This is a genomic window from Lacinutrix sp. WUR7 (genome assembly GCF_016864015.1).
In the GTDB taxonomy this organism is placed as follows: Bacteria; Bacteroidota; Bacteroidia; order Flavobacteriales; family Flavobacteriaceae; genus Oceanihabitans.
Genome location: NZ_CP045067.1, coordinates 3,427,199 through 3,450,463, shown reverse-complemented (window position 1 = coordinate 3,450,463; position 23,265 = coordinate 3,427,199). Strand labels below are relative to the sequence as shown.

Genomic DNA, 23,265 nt, shown 5'->3' with positions numbered 1-23,265 from the left:
TATTTTCTTATTAACTTTCAGAAGCAATTAACATATAATAAAATTACACGTTTTTATCTGAATACCTATTTTAGAAATATCTAGGGGATTTAATACGTTTTACTTTAAATACTTCGAACATTAGTAAAACCTCATGTGTTCCTCCAGTATATTGGTTGATATCGGATAAAGGATACTCGTAGGTATAACCAATTCTGATTTCTTTAGAGATTTGAAAATCTGCAATTGCACCAAATGCGGAAGTGTAATTATTAATTCTGTAAGATGCACCTAACCAAAGTTTTTCATGAAACAAAAAGTTTGCAGTAAGATCATAAGAAAGAGGAGCACCGTTAGTAGCTTTTATTAAAGCAGCTGGTTTGAATTTTGTATTCTCACTTAATGTGAATACATAACCACCTGTAAAATAATAACTAATTCTTTCTAATGCTTCGTATTGCACGCCGCTAGAATTTCCTTCTTTGTTATAATCTGTGTTTAGAATTCTAGGAGCAGATAATCCCATATACCATTTTTGTGTATGCCAAAAGAAACCTACACCAAGGTTAGGACTCCATCTATTTTCCACACCATAAATGGAAGGATCTTCAGGTTCATTACCTCTTAAGGTTGCACTAAGACTGTATTGCGTAAATCCAGCTTTTAGTCCGAATGCTAATTTTGTTTTTTCACCTGTATTTATGGTGTATGAAAAATCACCATATATATATGAGAAATCTTGATACCCTAGTTTATCATTAATTAAAGATAAACCAACACCAATTTTTTCATTAGTAAGTGGCGTGTGTGCAGAAAGTGTTTGGGTAATTGGGCCTCCTTTAAAGCCAACCCATTGACTTCTATGAAGACCAACTACACTTAGTGTTTCTCTGCTTCCTGCATACGCAGGATTAATGGATATTGTATTATACATGTATTGTGTAAACTGCGGTAATTGTTGAGTAAACCCAACTGTACAGCTTAATAACGCAAATGCAACAATATATTTTTTTATAAGTTTCATATAGGTTAATATTTTTATTTGGTTCCTACGTAGATATATCCATTTATAGGATCAATTCCACTTTCTTTTAAAGTTACTATGTAATAATATGTACCATCAGGAACGGTATTAGATCCACCAACAGAGTTGTTGTGTGCAGTACCTGCCCAATTGTTTTGGTAATCATGAGATTCATAAATTAATGCTCCCCAACGGTTAAATATTTTCACATCTATTACATAATTACAAAGCTCAACGCCACTAACTTCAAAGAATTCATTGTATTGATCTCCGTTAGGAGTTACTGCGTTAGAAATTTCAACATCATCTTCACCACAGTTCAATACAAAACATTCATTATGAACTTCAATAGAAGCTTCCACGTAAGTTGGACAAGCAGAATTATTTTCCGTATAGCTAAATTCAATATCTACACCAACATTTTCGCCAGTAAGAGTAATACTTAATGGATCGAAATAATGACCGTCAATAATTACAGCATCACCAGAAATAACTTCCCAAGTACCACTATCATCATAGTAACCACTTAATAAATCAAATAAGTCATACACTTGAGCTTCAATTTCACTTGCATTACATAATCTTATATCATTACCATTAACAGAATTGTTTTGTAATGTTAACATCGCATAAACTTCTGTTTCATTACCACAATCATCTGTAATTATATATTGAACATCTAGCATTCCACCTAAACCAGGAGCAGAAGATAAATCAGCAAAGTTATAATCTGAAGTTATTTGACCAGAAAAGTCTAAATCACAACCATCTGTAACACATGCTTCAAGAGCTGCAATGTTTTCCGCATTCCATTGGTCTGCAATTGCTTCATTGTTATCTCCATCACAGTCTAATGTTTGATCGGTTACACAATTAGTTGCATCTGGAGCCGTATTATCTACTATAGTAAGTGTCGCAGTAAGTGTTGTAGAATTATTACAATCATCTTTTACAACATAATTAACTTCTATTGAACCAGTAAGACCACAAGCAGCTACAAGATTAGTGAAATCATAATCAGAAGTTACATCAAATACTGCATCTGTATCACATGCATCTGTACCACAAGATTGAAGCGCAAGAATGTTTGCAGCATTCCAATCGTTAGCAAGTGTTTCATTATTTGTTCCGTCACATTCAATCGTTTCATCTACCACGGTACAAGACGTTAAATCTGGACCGATAGAATCTTCAAGAGTAATCGTTGCAGTAAGTATGGTTTCATTACCACAATCATCTGCAACTGTATACGTAACTAAGATAGTACCACCAGCTCCACATGTAGAAGCAAGGTTTGTAAACACATAATCAGAAGTTACATCGAATACTGCATCTGTATCACAAGTATCTGTACCACAAGATTGCAGTGCTAAAATATTAGCAGCATTCCAATCGTTGGCGATCGTTTCGTTATCTGTACCATTACATTCTATAGTTTCGTCTACAACCACACAAGACGTTAAGTCTGGACCGATAGAATCTTCAAGCGTAAGCGTTGCAGTAAGTATTGTTTCATTACCACAATCGTCTGCTACCGTATACGTAACTAGGATAGTACCACCAGCTCCACAAGTAGAAGTAAGGTTGGTGAATACATAATCAGAAGTTACATCAAATACTGCATTTGTATCACAGCTATCTGTACCACAAGATTGAAGTGCTAATATGTTTGCTGCATTCCAATCGTTAGCAATTGTTTCATTATCTGTACCGTTACATTCTATAGTTTCATCAACAACTGTACAAGACGTTAAGTCTGGACCGATAGAATCTTCAAGCGTAAGCGTTGCAGTAAGTATTGTTTCATTACCACAATCGTCTGCTATCGTATACGTAACTAGGATTGTACCACCAGCTCCACAAGTAGAAGTAAGGTTGGTGAATACATAATCAGAAGTTACATCAAATACTGCATCTGTATCACAGCTATCTGTACCACAAGATTGAAGTGCTAAAATGTTAGCAGCATTCCAATCGTTAGCAAGCGTTTCATTATTTGTTCCGTCACATTCTATAGTTTCATCAACAACTGTACAAGACGTTAAGTCAGGTCCGATAGAATCTTCAAGAGTAAGTGTTGCAGTAAGTATGGTTTCATTACCACAATCATCTGCAACTGTATACGTAACTAGGATATTACCACCAGCTCCACAAGTGGAAGCAAGGTTAGCAAAAGTATAATCTGAAGTTACATCAAAAACAGCATCTGTATCACAGCTATCTGTACCACAAGATTGAAGTGCTAAAATATTAGCAGCATTCCAATCATTCGCGATCGTTTCGTTATCTGTTCCATTACATTCTATAGTTTCGTCGATTACCGTACAAGCCGTAAGGTCTGGTCCGATAGAATCTTCAAGAGTAAGCGTTGCAGTAAGTATAGTTTCATTATCACAATCATCTGCAACGGTATAAGTAACTGTTAATGTACCACCAGCTCCACAAGTAGAAGCAAGGTTTGTGTACGCGTAATCAGAAGTTACATCAAAAACAGCATCTGTATCACAAGCATCTGTACCACAAGATTGAAGCGCTAATATGTTAGCCGCATTCCAATCGTTAGCAAGTGTTTCGTTATTTGTTCCATCACATTCTATAGTTTCATCTACCACGGTACAAGACGTTAAGTCAGGTCCGATAGAATCTTCAAGAGTAAGTGTTGCAGTAAGTATGGTTTCATTACCACAATCATCAGCAACTGTATACGTAACTAGAATAGTACCACCAGCACCACAAGTGGAAGTAAGGTTGGTGAATACATAATCAGAAGTTACATCAAATACTGCATTTGTATCACAGCTATCTGTACCACAAGATTGAAGTGCTAATATGTTTGCTGCATTCCAATCGTTAGCAATTGTTTCATTATCTGTACCGTTACATTCTATAGTTTCATCAACAACTGTACAAGACGTTAAGTCTGGACCAATAGAATCTTCTAGAGTAAGTGTTGCAGTAAGTATTGTTTCATTACCACAATCGTCTGCTACCGTATACGAAACTAGGATAGTACCACCAGCTCCACAAGTGGAAGCAAGGTTCGTAAATACATAATCCGAAGTTACATCAAATACTGCATCTGTATCACAGCTATCTGTACCACAAGATTGAAGTGCTAAAATGTTAGCAGCATTCCAATCGTTAGCAAGCGTTTCATTATTTGTTCCGTCACATTCTATAGTTTCATCAACAACTGTACAAGACGTTAAGTCTGGACCGATAGAATCTTCTAGAGTAAGTGTTGCAGTAAGTATTGTTTCATTACCACAATCATCTGCTACCGTAAACGTAACTAGGATTGTACCACCAGCTCCACAAGTAGAAGTAAGGTTGGTGAATACATAATCAGAAGTTACATCAAATACTGCATCTGTATCACAGCTATCTGTACCACAAGATTGAAGTGCTAATATGTTTGCTGCATTCCAATCGTTAGCAATTGTTTCATTATCTGTACCGTTACATTCTATAGTTTCATCAACAACGGTACAAGACGTTAAGTCTGGTCCGATAGAATCTTCAAGAGTAAGTGTTGCAGTAAGTATGGTTTCATTATCACAATCATCTGCAACTGTATACGTAACTAGGATAGTACCACCAGCTCCACAAGTAGAAGCAAGGTTGGTATAAGCATAATCAGAAGTTACATCAAATACAGCATCTGTATCACAAGCATCTGTACCACAAGATTGAAGTGCTAGTATGTTAGCGGCATTCCAATCGTTAGCAATCGTTTCGTTATTTGTTCCATCACATTCAATCGTTTCATCTGCAACAGTACAAGCTGTAAGGTCAGGACCAATAGAATCGTTAAGTGTAAGAGTAGCAGTAACCGAAGAAGTATTTAAACAATCATCAGTAGCAGTATATGTTACTTGAATAGTTCCACCAGCACCACAAGTTGTAGCTAGGTTAGTGAAAGCGTAATCAGAAGTAATGTTTACATTAATATCATCTGCACAAGCTTGAAGTTCTGCAATATTATCCGCATTCCAAGTATCTGCTAAAGTTTGGTTATTATCACCATCACATTCGATCGTTTCATCTACCACATTACAAGCAGTAAGATCTGGACCAGTAGCATCACCGAAGTTCAGTGTTACTGTAATTGTAGATTCATTACCACAATCATCTGCAACGGTATAGGTAACCGGAAGCGAACCACAAGGACCACAAACTACATTTAAGTTATTGAAGTCGTAATCTGAAGTTACGTTATAAACACCATCTGCATCACAGCTATCTGAACCACAAGATTCCAAAGCAAGTATGTTAGCAGTATTCCAAGCATCTGCAATTGTTTCGTTATCATCCGCTGTACAATCTACAGACTCATCTGTAACTGTAGTACAAACTGTTAAGTCCGGACCGATAGAATCGTTAAGGGTAAGAATTGCAACAAGTATTGTTTCGTTATCACAATCATCTGCAACGGTATAGGTAACTGTAATTGTACCACCAAGTCCACAAGTGGAAGCAAGGTTAGCAAAAGCATAATCTGAAGTTACATCAAATACTGCATCTGTATCACAAGCATCTGTACCACAAGATTGAAGAGCAAGAATGTTAACAGTATTCCAATCGTTAGCAAGTGTTTCGTTATTTGTTCCGTCACACTCGATAGTTTCATCTGCTACCGTACAAGCTGTAAGATCAGGACCAATAGAATCATTTAGTGTAAGAATTGCAACAAGTATAGTTTCATTATCACAATCATCCCCAACGGTATAAGTAACTGTTAATGTACCACCAGCTCCACAAGTAGAAGCAAGGTTGGTGTACGCATAATCAGAAGTTACATCAAATACTGCATCTGTATCACAAGCATCTGTACCACAAGATTGAAGTGCTAGTATGTTAGCGGCATTCCAATCGTTAGCAATCGTTTCGTTATTTGTTCCATCACATTCAATCGTTTCATCTGCAACAGTACAAGCTGTAAGGTCAGGACCAATAGAATCGTTAAGTGTAAGAGTAGCAGTAACCGAAGAAGTATTTAAACAATCATCAGTAGCAGTATATGTTACTTGAATAGTTCCACCAGCACCACAAGTTGTAGCTAGGTTAGTGAAAGCGTAATCAGAAGTAATGTTTACATTAATATCATCTGCACAAGCTTGAAGTTCTGCAATATTATCTGCATTCCAAGTATCTGCTAAAGTTTGGTTATTATCACCATCACATTCGATCGTTTCATCTACCACATTACAAGCAGTAAGATCTGGACCAGTAGCATCACCGAAGTTCAGTGTTACTGTAATTGTAGATTCATTACCACAATCATCTGCAACGGTATAGGTAACCGGAAGCGAACCACAAGGACCACAAACTACATTTAAGTTATTGAAGTCGTAATCTGAAGTTACGTTATAAACACCATCTGCATCACAGCTATCTGAACCACAAGATTCCAAAGCAAGTATGTTAGCAGTATTCCAAGCATCTGCAATAGTTTCGTTATCATCCGCTGTACAATCTACAGACTCATCTGTAACTGTAGTACAAACTGTTAAGTCCGGACCGATTGAATCGTTAAGAGTAAGAATTGCAACAAGTATTGTTTCGTTATCACAATCATCAGCAACGGTATAGGTAACTGTGATTGTACCACCAAGTCCACAAGTGGAAGCAAGGTTAGCAAAAGCATAATCTGAAGTTACATCAAATACTGCATCTGTATCACAAGCATCTGTACCACAAGATTGAAGAGCAAGTATGTTAGCAGTATTCCAATCGTTAGCAAGCGTTTCATTATTTGTTCCGTCACATTCGATAGTTTCATCCGCTACAGTACAAGCTGTAAGATCAGGACCAATAGAATCGTTAAGTGTAAGAATTGCAACAAGTATAGTTTCATTATCACAATCATCCGCAACGGTATAAGTAACTGTTAATGTACCACCAGCTCCACAAGTAGAAGCAAGGTTGGTGTACGCATAATCAGAAGTTACATCAAATACTGCATCTGTATCACAAGCATCTGTACCACAAGATTGAAGCGCTAATATGTTAGCCGCATTCCAATCGTTAGCAAGTGTTTCGTTATTTGTTCCATCACATTCAATCGTTTCATCTGCAACAGTACAAGCTGTAAGATCAGGACCAATAGAATCGTTAAGTGTAAGTGTCGCAGTAACCGAAGAAGTATTTAAACAATCATCAGTAGCAGTATATGTTACTTGAATAGTTCCACCAGCACCACAAGTTGTAGCAAGGTTAGTGAAAGCGTAATCAGAAGTAATATTTACATTAATATCATCAGCACAAGCTTGAAGTTCTGCAATATTATCCGCATTCCAAGTATCTGCTAAAGTTTGGTTATTATCACCATCACATTCGATCGTTTCATCTACTACATTACAAGCAGTAAGATCAGGACCAGTAGCATCACCGAAGTTCAGTGTTACTGTAATTGTAGATTCATTACCACAATCATCAGCAACGGTATAGGTAACCGGAAGCGAACCACAAGGACCACAAACTGCATTTAAGTTATTGAAGTCGTAATCTGAAGTTACGTTATAAACACCATCTGCATCACAGCTATCTGAACCACAAGATTCCAAAGCAAGTATGTTAGCAGTATTCCAAGCATCTGCAATAGTTTCGTTATCATCCGCTGTACAATCTACAGACTCATCTGTAACTGTAGTACAAACTGTTAAGTCTGGACCGATAGAATCGTTAAGCGTAAGAATTGCAACAAGTATTGTTTCATTATCACAATCATCAGAAACAGTATAGGTAACTGTAATTGTACCACCAAGTCCACAAGTGGAAGCAAGGTTAGCAAAAGCATAATCTGAAGTTACATCAAAAACAGCATCTGTATCACAAGCATCTGTACCACAAGATTGAAGAGCAAGTATGTTAGCAGTATTCCAATCGTTAGCAAGTGTTTCGTTATTTGTTCCGTCACACTCGATAGTTTCATCTGCTACAGTACAAGCTGTAAGATCAGGACCAATAGAATCATTTAGTGTAAGTATTGCAACAAGTATAGTTTCATTATCACAATCATCCGCAACGGTATAAGTAACTGTTAATGTACCACCAGCTCCACAAGTAGAAGCAAGGTTGGTGTACGCATAATCAGAAGTTACATCAAATACTGCATCTGTATCACAAGCATCTGTACCACAAGATTGAAGCGCTAATATGTTAGCCGCATTCCAATCGTTAGCAAGTGTTTCGTTATTTGTTCCATCACACTCGATAGTTTCATCTGCAACAGTACAAGCTGTAAGGTCAGGACCGATAGAATCGTTAAGTGTAAGTGTCGCAGTAACCGAAGAAGTATTTAAACAATCATCAGTAGCAGTATATGTTACTTGAATAGTTCCACCAGCACCACAAGTTGTAGCTAGGTTAGTGAAAGCGTAATCAGAAGTAATGTTTACATTAATATCATCTGCACAAGCTTGAAGTTCTGCAATATTATCTGCATTCCAAGTATCTGCTAAAGTTTGGTTATTATCACCATCACATTCTATCGTTTCATCTACCACATTACAAGCAGTAAGATCTGGACCAGTAGCATCACCGAAGTTCAGTGTTACTGTAATTGTAGATTCATTACCACAATCATCAGCAACGGTATAGGTAACCGGAAGCGAACCACAAGGACCACAAACTACATTTAAGTTATTGAAGTCGTAATCTGAAGTTACGTTATAAACACCATCTGCATCACAGCTATCTGAACCACAAGATTCCAAAGCAAGTATGTTAGCAGTATTCCAAGCATCTGCAATTGTTTCGTTATCATCCGCTGTACAATCTACAGACTCATCTGTAACTGTAGTACAAACTGTTAAGTCCGGACCGATAGAATCGTTAAGGGTAAGAATTGCAACAAGTATTGTTTCGTTATCACAATCATCAGCAACAGTATAGGTAACTGTAATTGTACCACCAAGTCCACAAGTGGAAGCAAGGTTAGCAAAAGCATAATCTGAAGTTACATCAAAAACAGCATCTGTATCACAAGAATCTGTACCACAAGATTGAAGAGCAAGTATGTTAGCAGTATTCCAATCGTTAGCAAGCGTTTCATTATTTGTTCCGTCACATTCGATAGTTTCATCCGCTACAGTACAAGCTGTAAGATCAGGACCAATAGAATCGTTAAGGGTAAGAATTGCAACAAGTATAGTTTCATTATCACAATCATCCGCAACGGTATAAGTAACTGTTAATGTACCACCAGCTCCACAAGTAGAAGCAAGGTTGGTATAAGCATAATCAGAAGTTACATCAAATACAGCATCTGTATCACAAGCATCTGTACCACAAGACTGCAATGCTAATATGTTAGCCGCATTCCAATCGTTAGCAATCGTTTCGTTATTTGTTCCATCACACTCGATAGTTTCATCTGCAACAGTACAAGCTGTAAGGTCAGGACCAATAGAGTCGTTAAGTGTAAGTGTCGCAGTAACCGAAGAAGTATTTAAACAATCATCAGTAGCAGTATATGTTACTTGAATAGTTCCACCAGCACCACAAGTTGTAGCTAGGTGAGTGAAAACATAATCAGAAGTAATGTTTACATTAATATCATCTGCACAAGCTTGAAGTTCTGCAATATTATCCGCATTCCAAGTATCTGCTAAAGTTTGGTTATTATCACCATCACATTCTATCGTTTCATCTACCACATTACAAGCAGTAAGATCTGGACCAGTAGCATCACCGAAGTTCAGTGTTACTGTAATTGTAGATTCATTACCACAATCATCAGCAACGGTATAGGTAACCGGAAGCGAACCACAAGGACCACAAACTACATTTAAGTTATTGAAGTCGTAATCTGAAGTTACGTTATAAACACCATCTGCATCACAGCTATCTGAACCACAAGATTCCAAAGCAAGTATGTTAGCAGTATTCCAAGCATCTGCAATAGTTTCGTTATCATCCGCTGTACAATCTACAGACTCATCTGTAACTGTAGTACAAACTGTTAAGTCCGGACCGATAGAATCGTTAAGGGTAAGAATTGCAACAAGTATTGTTTCGTTATCACAATCATCTGCAACGGTATAGGTAACTGTAATTGTACCACCAAGTCCACAAGTGGAAGCAAGGTTAGCAAAAGCATAATCTGAAGTTACATCAAATACCGCATCTGTATCACAAGAATCTGTACCGCAAGATTGAAGAGCAAGTATGTTAGCCGCATTCCAATCGTTAGCAAGCGTTTCGTTATTTGTTCCGTCACATTCAATCGTTTCATCCGCTACAGTACAAGCTGTAAGATCAGGACCAATAGAATCATTTAGTGTAAGAATTGCAACAAGTATAGTTTCATTATCACAATCATCCGGAACGGTATAAGTAACTGTTAATGTACCACCAGCTCCACAAGTAGAAGCAAGGTTGGTGTACGCATAATCAGAAGTTACATCAAAAACAGCATCTGTATCACAAGCATCTGTACCACAAGACTGCAATGCTAATATGTTAGCCGCATTCCAATCGTTAGCAATCGTTTCGTTATTTGTTCCATCACACTCGATAGTTTCATCTGCAACAGTACAAGCTGTAAGGTCAGGACCAATAGAATCGTTAAGTGTAAGTGTCGCAGTAACCGAAGAAGTATTTAAACAATCATCAGTAGCAGTATATGTTACTTGAATAGTTCCACCAGCACCACAAGTTGTAGCTAGGTTAGTGAAAGCATAATCAGAAGTAATGTTTACATTAATATCATCAGCACAAGCTTGAAGTTCTGCAATATTATCCGCATTCCAAGTATCTGCTAAAGTTTGGTTATTATCACCATCACATTCGATCGTTTCATCTACCACATTACAAGCAGTAAGATCTGGACCAGTAGCATCACCGAAGTTCAGTGTTACTGTAATTGTAGATTCATTACCACAATCATCAGCAACGGTATAGGTAACCGGAAGCGAACCACAAGGACCACAAACTACATTTAAGTTATTGAAGTCGTAATTAGAAGTTACTTGACCAACAAGATTCGTATCACAGTTATCTGTAGCACAAGATTCAAGCGCAGCAATATTGGCAGCATTCCAAGCATCCGCTATGGTTTCGTTATCACCTGCTGTACAATCTACAGACTGATCTATAACACTAGTACAACTAGTAATATCCGGAGCGGTATTATCTGAAACAGTAATCGTTTGTGTTTGCGGCGTTGCAGTATTCCCACAATCGTCTGATAAAGTCCAAGTTCTAGTAATAACAAAAGAACCTTCACAAGCACCATCTGTTACAACATCTGTAAAAGTAGCATCTAAAGTAGTATCACAATTATCAGCTTCATTAGTTACATCACCAGTTTCGCTAACCGTTGCATCATAATTACAAGAAGCATCCGTAAAAATTTCAATAGCTGCAGGAGCAGTAAATGTTGGCGCAATATTATCTGAAACGGTAATCGTTTGTATTTGCGGCGTTGCAGTGTTCCCACAATCGTCTGATAAAGTCCAAGTTCTAGTTATAACAAAAGAACCTTCACAAGAACCAGCTGTTACAACATCTGTAAAAGTAGCATCTAAAGTAGTATCACAATTATCAGCTTCATTAGTTACATCACCAGTTTCGCTAACCGTTGCATCATAATTACAAGAAGCATCCGTAAAAATTTCAATAGCTGCAGGAGCAGTAAATGTTGGAGCGGTATTATCTGAAACGGTAATCGTTTGTATTTGCGGCGTTGCAGTGTTCCCACAATCGTCTGATAAAGTCCAAGTTCTAGTTATAACAAAAGAACCTTCACAAGAACCAGCTGTTACAACATCTGTAAAAGTAGCATCTAAAGTAGTATCACAATTATCAGCTTCATTAGTTACATCACCAGTTTCGCTAACCGTTGCATCATAATTACAAGAAGCATCCGTAAAAATTTCAATAGCTGCAGGAGCAGTAAATGTAGGCGCGGTATTATCTGAAACAGTAATCGTTTGTGTTTGTGGCGTTGCAGTGTTCCCACAATCGTCTGATAAAGTCCAAGTTCTAGTTATAACGAAAGAACCTTCACAAGAACCAGCTGTTACAACATCTGTAAAAGTAGCATCTAAAGTAGTATCACAATTATCAGCTTCATTAGTTACATCACCAGTTTCGCTAACCGTTGCATCATAATTACAAGAAGCATTCGTAAAAATTTCAATAGCTGCAGGAGCAGTAAATGTTGGAGCGGTATTATCTGAAACGGTAATCGTTTGTATTTGCGGCGTTGCAGTATTCCCACAATCGTCTGATAAAGTCCAAGTTCTAGTTATAACAAAAGAACCTTCACAAGCACCATCTGTTACAACATCTGTAAAAGTAGCATCTAAAGTAGTATCACAATTATCAGCTTCATTAGTTACATCACCAGTTTCACTAACCGTTGCATCATAATTACAAGAAGCATCCGTAAAAATTTCAATAGCTGCAGGAGCAGTAAATGTTGGAGCAATATTATCTGAAACAGTAATCGTTTGTATTTGTGGCGTTGCAGTATTCCCACAATCGTCTGATAAAGTCCAAGTTCTAGTAATAACAAAAGAACCTTCACAAGAACCAGCTGTTACAACATCTGTAAAAGTAGCATCTAAAGTAGTATCACAATTATCAGCTTCATTAGTTACATCACCAGTTTCGCTAACCGTTGCATCATAATTACAAGAAGCATCCGTAAAAATTTCAATAGCTGCAGGAGCAGTAAATGTAGGCGCGGTATTATCTGAAACAGTAATCGTTTGTGTTTGTGGCGTTGCAGTATTTCCACAATCGTCTGATAAAGTCCAAGTTCTAGTAATAACAAACGAACCTTCACAAGCACCATCTGTTACAACATCTGTAAAAGTAGCATCTAAAGTAGTATCACAATTATCAGCTTCATTAGTTACATCACCAGTTTCACTAACCGTTGCATCATAATTACAAGAAGCATCCGTGAAAATTTCAATAGCTGCAGGAGCCGTAAATGTTGGCGCAATATTATCTGAAACGGTAATCGTTTGTATTTGTGGCGTTGCAGTGTTTCCGCAATCGTCTGATAAAGTCCAAGTTCTAGTTATAACAAAAGAACCTTCACAAGCACCATCTGTTACAACATCTGTAAAAGTAGCATCTAAAGTAGTATCACAATTATCAGCTTCATTGGTTACATCACCAGTTTCGCTAACCGTTGCATCATAATTACAAGAAGCATCCGTAAAAATTTCAATAGCTGCAGGAGCAGTAAATGTAGGCGCTGTATTATCTGAAACGGTAATCGTTTGTGTTTGCGGCGTTGCAGTATTTCCACAATCGTCTGATAAAGTCCAAGTTCTAGTAATAACAAAAGAACCTTCACAAGCACCATCTGTTACAACATCTGTAAAAGTAGCATCTAAAGTAGTATCACAATTATCAGCTTCATTAGTTACATCACCAGTTTCGCTAACCGTTGCATCATAATTACAAGAAGCATCCGTGAAAATTTCAATAGCTGTAGGAGCAGTAAATGTAGGCGCGGTATTATCTGAAACGGTAATCGTTTGTATTTGTGGCGTTGCAGTATTCCCACAATCGTCTGATAAAGTCCAAGTTCTAGTTATAACAAAAGAACCTTCACAAGTACCAGCTGTTACAACATCTGTAAAAGTAGCATCTAAAGTAGTGCCACAATTATCAGCTTCATTGGTTACATCACCAGTTTCGCTAACCGTTGCATCATAATCACAAGAAGCATCCGTGAAAATTTCAATAGCTGCAGGAGCAGTAAATGTTGGAGCAATATTATCTGAAACAGTAATCGTTTGTATTTGTGGCGTTGCAGTGTTTCCGCAATCGTCTGATAAAGTCCAAGTTCTAGTTATAACAAAAGAACCTTCACAAGCACCATCTGTTACAACATCTGTAAAAGTAGCATCTAAAGTAGTATCACAATTATCAGCTTCATTGGTTACATCACCAGTTTCACTAACCGTTGCATCATAATTACAAGAAGCATCCGTAAAAATTTCAATAGCTGCAGGAGCAGTAAATGTTGGAGCGGTATTATCTGAAACGGTAATCGTTTGTATTTGCGGCGTTGCAGTATTCCCACAATCGTCTGATAAAGTCCAAGTTCTAGTTATAACAAAAGAACCTTCACAAGCACCATCTGTTACAACATCTGTAAAAGTAGCATCTAAAGTAGTATCACAATTATCAGCTTCATTGGTTACATCACCAGTTTCGCTAACCGTTGCATCATAATTACAAGAAGCATCCGTAAAAATTTCAATAGCTGCAGGAGCCGTAAATGTTGGCGCAATATTATCTGAAACGGTAATCGTTTGTGTTTGCGGCGTTGCAGTATTCCCACAATCGTCTGATAAAGTCCAAGTTCTAGTTATAACAAAAGAACCTTCACAAGCACCATCTGTTACAACATCTGTAAAAGTAGCATCTAAAGTAGTATCACAATTATCAGTTTCATTAGTTACATCACCAGTTTCACTAACCGTTGCATCATAATTACAAGAAGCATCCGTGAAAATTTCAATAGCTGCAGGAGCAGTAAATGTAGGCGCTGTATTATCTGAAACAGTAATCGTTTGTATTTGTGGCGTTGCAGTGTTTCCACAATCGTCTGATAAAGTCCAAGTTCTAGTTATAACAAAAGAACCTTCACAAGCACCATCTGTTACAACATCTGTAAAAGTAGCATCTAAAGTAGTATCACAATTATCAGCTTCATTGGTTACATCACCAGTTTCACTAACAGTAGCATCATAATTACAAGAAGCATCCGTAAAAATTTCAATAGCTGCAGGAGCAGTAAATGTTGGCGCGGTATTATCTGAAACAGTAATCGTTTGTATTTGTGGCGTTGCAGTATTCCCACAATCGTCTGATAAAGTCCAAGTTCTAGTTATAACAAAAGAACCTTCACAAGTACCATCTGTTACAACATCTGTAAAAGTAGCATCTAAAGTAGTATCACAATTATCAGCTTCATTAGTTACATCACCAGTTTCACTAATCGTTGCATCATAATTACAAGAAGCATCCGTGAAAATTTCAATAGCTGCAGGAGCAGTAAATGTTGGGTCCGTATCATCTATTATAGTAAGTAAAGCAGAAGTAGTTGTGGTATTTCCACAAGAATCCGTTGCAGTAAAAATTACGGTTGTAGATCCTGCTGCACCACATTGATTAGATGTTACTCCGTTAAAATCATTAGTCCAAGTTATAATGCAATCCCCTACAACAGAGGCATTTCCACCTGATGCTAACCAGTCATTTACAGCGGTTGTATTTCCAGAACCATCACATTCGACAGTAAGGTTTGAAGCAGCTATATCTATTTCAAGAGAAGGGATAACCGTTATTATAATAGGTTCTGATATTGGGTAAGCAATACAAGGAGCTTCTTGATAGCCACTATTAAATTTTATGAAAAACGGACTTTGTGAGACCGCTCCAGTACCTGTCATTAAAGCACTTGATAAAGAAATAGTTGGACTACAGTTTGGAGGATTAAAAGCTTCACAGTTTGCAGAAGCTTCTACTTCAAAGGATAATGAAGCTAAAACATCACTTAAGTTTATTGCTTCAGGCAAATCTCCAAATTGCCATATAATTCCTCCATTAGTTCCAAAAGCAGCATCATAATAAGGAGTTGTTGTGGTATTAGCAGGAGCATTTACTGCGTATTGAATACTACCAGGAACGAAATTAGCCGTTTCTGGAATAGGAATTTGTATTAAAAAATCTTCTAATGGTTCATTTCCATTATTATGAATTTCAATATCAAACTGAGCAGTTTCACCTGGATTAATAGCATATGGTTCTGATACATTAACATCACCAAAGATATTGTTAATAGAAACTTGACCATCTATGGAAGGTACAAAGGCATCAATAGCCATTGCAATATTAAAAATAATATACGTATCTTGTGTAGAACCATATCTGAAACTAGTGTTTGTATCACCATTATCAATAATACTATTATTAGCATTATTAATATTAAACATACTAATATCTAAACCAGTATTGTTTGTTAAAGAAGGGGTTCTAGCGTTTCCGCCAGTTTGAATAGAGGAATTAAAAAAGTTTCCAGTAGAATTTCCAGAATGTGATAAAGGAGTCCATTCATCAATAGAAGGAATAGCACTAACGTCTATAACTCCATCATCATCTTTATCTTCCCATATTTCAATATAATCTCCAGAAATACCTCTATCTCCTTCACCAGCAATTAACCCCAGTTTTACATTCACAGGACCGTTTTGTATCGCATTAAATCCACTAACATCTAATTGATTACTTGTTGTCTGAGAACCAACTAAATACGCATAACCATCAAAAACGGTTACATCTCTCCATTCCATTAAGTCATTGTCATATACAACAACCAATGCCCAACCACCATAATAACCTGTACCACCACCATCTCCAGTAGATACCTCTACGTTTCCAGTAAAATATTCACCAGTACCATTTGCTTTTACAATATTGGTAACTTCCGCGTAAGCGGCATACATATTATTATCGCCAGGGAAATAAATATTATTAACATCAGCAACAACATCTTCGTATGCACTTTGGTCTACATGTTTAAACTTTACGCTACGTTTTGCTAATGTTACAGCAGAACTAGAAGTTCTACCTGTCCAATATAAACCTGCGTAAATAATGTTGGAACAATCTGGAATAGCACCATTTTCTGTGCTAAAATTTAAAGTAGCAGAAGAAGAATTGGTTGTGCTAGAATCCCCATCAACATCTACAGCAATCATAGTATTATTACTATTAGTAGTATTCGTACCGTAATTTTGTAGCGTTAAATTGGTGTTACCTATTAAAGTAAAATCTCCTTTAATACTATAAACCGTTTGACCAGGAGTATCAGCCGCTGTTCTTTGCGTAAAAGGAACTCTAACTTGACTGTAAAGATTATTTAAACTAAAAAAGCATAGACAAATAACTACTATTGCTTTTATAAATGGGTTAGTAAATGTTTTCATAGTCTATGTTTTAAGAAGCTAATTGTTTCGTGTAATATTGTTTTACGTTAACAGGTAAACAATTAATTTTTTGTAATTCACTATTATTTTTGATTTCTATTTGATATCTAAAGTAGATGTATTTTAAATTATCAAATTGTTTTAGTTTAGAACAGTCTATCGTTTCTAAATTAAAATTAGGTTTTAAAATATCTATTATTATCATTTCAACAGAACTGGAGAAATCTAAGGATGCATTTAATTCTTCAATAGCACTACTTGTAACACGAATTAACTTTATGCCGTTTTTAGCATTATAAGTCTTTGTATTATTTTGTTCTAAGTATGCAACTCCAATTTCCGCTTTAGTAGCTAAATTTTTAAAGTCTTCTAGAGAACTACTTTTCATTAATTGACTATTCTCAAAATCGGAATAATCGAGTTTAACTAATTCTTGTGTAAAACCAATTTGCGATATAAGAGATACCACAAGTAATAAGATTACTTTTTTCATAATATTAAAATCTTAAATTCTTTAATTTATTTAAGTTACATTGTAATTAGCAATGTTTTGACTCTTACGTTATTTTAAAAGTCAATTTATTAAATAAAAACAACCAAAATGTAAAGCATTACAATAATCTTTAGAGAGGGAAGTACATTAATTTCTTAATGTGTTTAGATTAAGTTTAATTATTAAATTTGGGTTATTAATTAATAGCTTATATAACAAATTAATAGCGATTTTCTATTTTCATCAAATAAAAGTGCTAAGTAACTCAAAAATTCGACAAAATGAAAAACGATTACATTTAATCGTTAAATTATAATATTTTAACGAATACAGAAATGAAAAAATTAACCATAATTAGACATGCAAAATCTTCATGGGAGCATCCAGTGATAGATTTTGAAAGACCATTGAAAAAGAGGGGGTTAGAGGATGCTTCTTTAGTTTCATCTTATGCCAAAGATAAAATTATTATTCCAGATTTAATCCTGTCTAGTGCTGCAAATAGAGCTAGGTCAACAGCTGCCATTTTTATAAAAACACTAGATTTTCAACATGTTGATTTTCAGGAAGATAATAAACTGTATGATTTTGCAGGAAAAGACTTAATTGAGGTGATAAATAGTTGTGATAATGCTATAAATCATTTAATGATTTTTGGGCACAATTTTGCCATTACCTCCTTTGTAAACGCTTATGGATCTGTATTATACGATAATGTACCAACAAGTGGTTTGGTAAGTATTGATTTTGACACAGATACATGGCAAAATCTAAGTGCTGGGAAAACGGTTTTGAAAATTTTTCCGAAGGATTTAAAATAACATAAATCTATTCCTTTTTGAGCTAAAAAAAAGTATTAATTCATTTATATTTGTTTTAGAAAATACTACTAAATGATTAAACCTGAAAAATTAAATAATATTTATATTAATAGAGAAGTTAGCTGGTTGCAGTTTAACGCAAGAGTCTTACAAGAAGCAGAAGATGAGGATGTTCCGTTGATTGAGCGCTTGCGTTTTTTAGGGATTTTTTCTAATAATTTAGATGAATTTTTTAAGGTAAGATATGCAACCGTAAAACGTATTGTTGAAGCTGGAAAAGGTGGTAAAAGTGAACTTGGTGGAGTAAAAGCTAGTGAGTTGTTAGAAATTATTACTCAAATAGTTATAAAACAACAAAGCGAAAGCTTGAAAATTTTAAATGTTATTCAAAAGAAGTTAGAATTAGAGAACATTTTTGTTATTAATGAAACTCAAATTAATGAAGAACAGCATAAGTTTATTAAAAACTACTTCATTCAAAAAGTAAGTCCTGCTCTTGTAACTATTGTACTTAATGAATTTGTAAAGTTGCCTAATCTTAAGGATAGTGCGGCGTATTTAGCAGTAAATATGGTGCTAAACAATAACGAAAATCAATATGCTTTCATTGAAATTTCAAAAGCAATGGATCGGTTTATTGTTTTACCAAAACAAGAAGACAAAAACTATATTATCATGGTTGACGATTTACTTCGTTATTGCCTAGATGATATCTTTAATATTTTTGATTACAAAAGCATAACAGCGCACATGATTAAAATTACTAGAGACGGAGAGTTAGATTTAGAAAGTGATTTAAGTAAAAGTTTTATTGAAAAAATTTCCGATAGTGTTAAAGGTCGACAAATAGGGGATCCTGTTCGGTTTGTTTATGATAAGACCATAGATAAAAAGACACTTCAATATTTCATGACTAAAATGGGAATTGAAAACACAGATAGTATTATTCCAGGAGGTAGATATCATAATAGAAGGGATTATATGGATTTCCCTAGTTTAGGAAGAACAGATTTACTTTACGAAAAGATTGAAGCCTTACCAATAAAAGGGCTAAGTCTCGAAAAAAGTATTTTTAGTGAGATTGCTAAAAAAGATTATCTGCTATATGCACCGTATCATACTTTTTCTTATATCGTTAAATTTTTACGAGAAGCAGCTTTAGATCCTGCAGTAAAAACGATTAAAATTACCATTTACAGACTTGCACAAATTTCGCATGTAGCAAGTTCCTTAATTAATGCTGCCAAAAACGGAAAAAAAGTTACGGTTTCTATAGAAATTAGAGCAAGGTTTGATGAACAGGCAAATATTGATTATGCCGAACAAATGGAAAAAGAAGGTGTAAATCTAATCTTTGGAGTTCCTGGTCTAAAAGTGCACAGTAAAATGTGCGTAATAGAACGTCAAGAAAAAAATAAAATAGTTCGTTATGGATTTGTAAGCACAGGGAATTTTAACGAATCTACGGCAAGAATCTATACCGATTATACTTTATTTACTAGCGACCAAAAAATACTAAAAGACCTTAATAAAGTATTTAGTTTTTTCGATACGAATTATCGCGTTTTTAGATATAAACATATTATTACATCTCCACATTATACTAGGTCTGCATTTTTTAAATTAATTAATAAAGAAATAGAAAATGTAAAAGCTGGAAAACCCGCATATATAAAGCTTAAAATGAATAGTATGTCTAGCTATAAAATGATAGATAAATTATATGAAGCAAGTAGAGCGGGTGTGAAAATTCAGTTAATAATAAGAGGCCTTTGCTGCTTGATTCCTGGAAAAAAAGGAATGAGTGAAAACATTGAAGCTATTAGTATTATTGATAAATTTTTAGAACATACTAGGCTATTTATTTTCTGTAACAATGATAATCCTAAGGTGTATATATCTTCAGCAGATTGGATGACCAGAAATATTGATAATAGAGTAGAAGTCAGCTGTCCTATTTATGACGAAGAAATAAAACAAGAACTTATTGATACTTATAATATATGTTGGAGCGATAATGTGAAAGCAAGAATTTTAAACGCGAACCAAAATAATAAATACAAGCGAAATGATAAACCAAAGGTTCGTACGCAATTTGAAACGTATAAGTATTACTTAAATAAACAATAAATGTTATCTATAAAAAAATACGCGGCAATAGATATTGGTTCCAATGCTGTACGACTATTAATAGCAAATATTATAGAAGAAAAAGGGAAAGCTCCTCGATTTAAAAAGAGTTCTTTAGTGCGTGTGCCAATTCGTTTAGGTGCTGATGTTTTTATTAAACAAAAAATATCTAAAGAAAACACAAAGCGGATGCTAGATACTATGCAAGCTTTTAAATTACTAATGCAATCGCATAAAGTTGAAAAATATAAAGCATGTGCTACTTCAGCAATGCGAGAAGCTGTGAATGGAGAAAAAATATCTTCGCTTATTTTAGAGCAAACCGAAGTGAAAATTGATATAATTGATGGTGAAGAAGAAGCTGCAATTATTGCTGCAACAGATTTGCATGCATTTATAGATAAAAATAAAACCTATTTATATGTAGATGTTGGTGGAGGAAGTACCGAATTTACTGTGATAAGAAACGGAGATTTTATTACTTCAAAATCTTTTAAAATAGGAACCGTAAGACTATTAAATGATATTGTTAAAAAGGAAACTTGGTACGAACTTGAGCAATGGATAAAAGAAAAAACAGCACCTTATGATAAAATAGATGTTATAGGATCTGGTGGTAATATTAATAAAATATTTAAGATCTCTGGTAAAGCATTTGGTAAACCATTAACGTATTTCTATTTAACCAGTTATTATAATATGCTACAAACCTATTCTTATGAAGAACGTATTACTGAATTAAACTTAAACCAAGATAGAGCAGATGTAATTATTCCTGCAACTAGAATTTATTTGTCGGCAATGAAATGGAGCGGCGCAAAAGATTTGTATGTTCCAAAAATTGGTTTGGCAGATGGTATAATTAAGAGTATGTATTATGACACCGTTTCTAGTAATATACAGTAGAAAATTGCTTTTTATCTTTTAAATGTTTGAATTTTAGTATTTTAATTTATATTTATCCGACAAATAATAAAACGTATAAACTAATTTATTTTTGAAGGTTCTTGTATTCAAATCTTATATGTAATACCGGAAAACTTCAGACCTAATTAATAATAATCGTATCCAAATGAAAAAATCAATACTAATAATTACACTTTTATTTAGCACTTTTTACGGATTCTCTCAAGAAAAAGATGTGCTTTATGGTATAAGAGGCGGACTGAATATTTCTAATTTAGATTTTGATCCAGAACCAAATTTTACAAATGAACACAGAAACGGTTTTGCTTTTGGTTTTTTTGGCGAATTAGATTTAACTGAAAAAATTTCCTTAATGCCAGAACTTCAGTTTTCTGCCGAAGGTGCTAAGGAAAAATCCATACGTATTGATTATATTCAAGCACCAATTCTATTTAAATACAGAATTACAGATAAAATAGCTGCCGGAGTTGGACCTTTAGTAGGAGTTAAAATTCATGAAGAAAACGACGGATTTAAAAACTTTGCACTTTCTGGTATTGTTGGAGGAGAGTATATGATTACTAGTGAGATATTTATAGATGTAAGATACAGTTATGGTTTTACCAATAAAATTGATAAAGAATCCGATTATAAAGTAAAACAAACCAATATTCAGTTTGGTGTTGGTTATAAAATTTAATTTTATTCTTTTCTAAACATTTTTATTATTACTTTCGTTCCTTTAATTTTAAATTATAAACAATGAGAAAAAATTTACTTTTAGCAGTCTTTTTATTTACAGGATTTTTAATGCAAGCGCAGAATGTAACTTCTGGTATACGTGTAGCAGTTAATATTTCTAATTTAGATTTTGATCCAGATGCAACTTTTGGTAATACGCATAGAAACGGATTAGCAATGGGAGCTTTTGTAGATTATGCTTTTTCAGATAAAATATCCATCATGCCAGAATTAATGTATTCTGCTGAAGGAGGAAAAGAAGAAAACCTAAGGGTAAACTATATTCAATTACCAATTACTTTACGTTACCATATTGGTGAATTATCTATTGGTGTTGGACCACAAGCAAATTTGAAAATTTGGGATTACGAAGATGGTTATAAAACATTTAACTTCTCTGGAGTAGCAGGATTACAATATGATATATTGGAAAACCTTTTTCTAGATGCAAGATTTAGCTATGGATTTGGAAACATTTTAGATGATAATGTTGCTAATATTGAGGCTACAAATTCTACCATTCAATTAGGTATTGGATTAAAAATATAAGTACAATTACACCATATAAAAAGCCTTCAAGATTATTCTTGAAGGCTTTTTTATTTCCATCTATTTTATAAATGTTTAACCGTGTATGCTTTCGCTTTTACTTAAATCTTTCATGATTTCAGCTTCGTAATCTAGTAAGCCTTGCCATTTTTCATCTACTTCTTTTCGGTCACCATATTGTCTTGCAAAGCCCAAAAACATGGTATAATGATTGGCTTCACTAACCATTAAGTTTTTGTAAAAAAGAGCTAGTTTCTTATCTTCTAATTCTTCCGATAATAATCTAAAACGCTCACAGCTTCGTGCTTCAATTAAAGCTGCATAAAGCAGTCTATGTACCAATTGTGTCGTTCTGCTTCCGCCTTTAGGAAAGAACTTTAAAAGGGCAATTACGTATTCGTCCTTTCTATCTCTACCAAGTATCCAGCCTTTTTCAAGAATGATATCATGTACCATTTTAAAATGGCTAATTTCTTCTTTAACCAAAGCCACCATTTCCTGAACCAAATCGGTATATTCTGGAAAACTTACAATTAATGAAATTGCCGTACTTGTTGCTTTTTGCTCACAAAAGGCATGATCTGTAAGAATATCTTCTATATTCTTTTCTACAATATTTACCCAACGTGGATCTGTTGGTAGTTTTAATCCTAGCAT

Annotated in this window: 9 protein-coding genes; 5 read left to right on the top strand and 4 right to left on the bottom strand. The window is 34.9% G+C overall.

What is annotated here, in order from left to right; translation table 11 throughout:
- Nucleotides 1-70: 70 nt before the first annotated feature.
- Genes FG167_RS15010 through FG167_RS15000 form a run of 3 tightly spaced genes read right to left on the bottom strand, consistent with a single transcriptional unit; the run spans nt 71 to nt 17,461 of the window.
- Nucleotides 71-1,003 (bottom strand): type IX secretion system membrane protein PorP/SprF, encoded by a 933-nt coding sequence (locus FG167_RS15010; RefSeq protein ID WP_203459031.1) that lies wholly within the window; start codon nt 1,001-1,003, stop codon nt 71-73.
- A gap of 14 nt (nt 1,004-1,017) precedes the next feature.
- Nucleotides 1,018-16,968: a gliding motility-associated C-terminal domain-containing protein gene (locus tag FG167_RS15005; protein ID WP_203459030.1), complete on the bottom strand. Its 15,951-nt coding sequence runs from the start codon at nt 16,966-16,968 to the stop codon at nt 1,018-1,020.
- Between the two features lie 10 nt (nt 16,969-16,978).
- Nucleotides 16,979-17,461: a hypothetical protein gene (locus FG167_RS15000; protein WP_203459029.1), complete on the bottom strand. Its 483-nt coding sequence runs from the start codon at nt 17,459-17,461 to the stop codon at nt 16,979-16,981.
- Nucleotides 17,462-17,796: 335 nt separating this feature from the next.
- Here FG167_RS15000 and FG167_RS14995 point away from each other — a divergent pair, with 335 nt between their 5' ends.
- The 5 genes from FG167_RS14995 (at nt 17,797) to FG167_RS14975 (ending at nt 22,608) form a co-directional block, all read left to right on the top strand.
- Nucleotides 17,797-18,282 carry a histidine phosphatase family protein gene (locus FG167_RS14995; protein ID WP_203459028.1) on the top strand — a complete coding sequence of 162 codons (486 nt, stop codon included), beginning with the start codon at nt 17,797-17,799 and terminating at the stop codon, nt 18,280-18,282.
- A 72-nt stretch (nt 18,283-18,354) separates the two neighbouring features.
- Nucleotides 18,355-20,412 carry a polyphosphate kinase 1 gene (ppk1, locus tag FG167_RS14990; RefSeq protein ID WP_203459027.1) on the top strand — a complete coding sequence of 686 codons (2,058 nt, stop codon included), beginning with the start codon at nt 18,355-18,357 and terminating at the stop codon, nt 20,410-20,412.
- A complete protein-coding gene (locus FG167_RS14985) occupies nt 20,413-21,318 on the top strand; it encodes a Ppx/GppA phosphatase family protein (protein ID WP_203459026.1) in 906 nt (301 codons plus the stop codon).
- A 166-nt stretch (nt 21,319-21,484) separates the two neighbouring features.
- Entirely contained in the window at nt 21,485-22,018 is a 534-nt protein-coding gene (locus FG167_RS14980) for a porin family protein (RefSeq protein WP_203459025.1), read from the top strand.
- Nucleotides 22,019-22,080: 62 nt separating this feature from the next.
- A complete protein-coding gene (locus FG167_RS14975) occupies nt 22,081-22,608 on the top strand; it encodes a porin family protein (protein ID WP_203459024.1) in 528 nt (175 codons plus the stop codon).
- A 75-nt stretch (nt 22,609-22,683) separates the two neighbouring features.
- Here FG167_RS14975 and FG167_RS14970 read toward each other — a convergent pair whose 3' ends face one another.
- Entirely contained in the window at nt 22,684-23,265 is a 582-nt protein-coding gene (locus FG167_RS14970; RefSeq protein WP_055445026.1) for a tRNA-(ms[2]io[6]A)-hydroxylase, read from the bottom strand.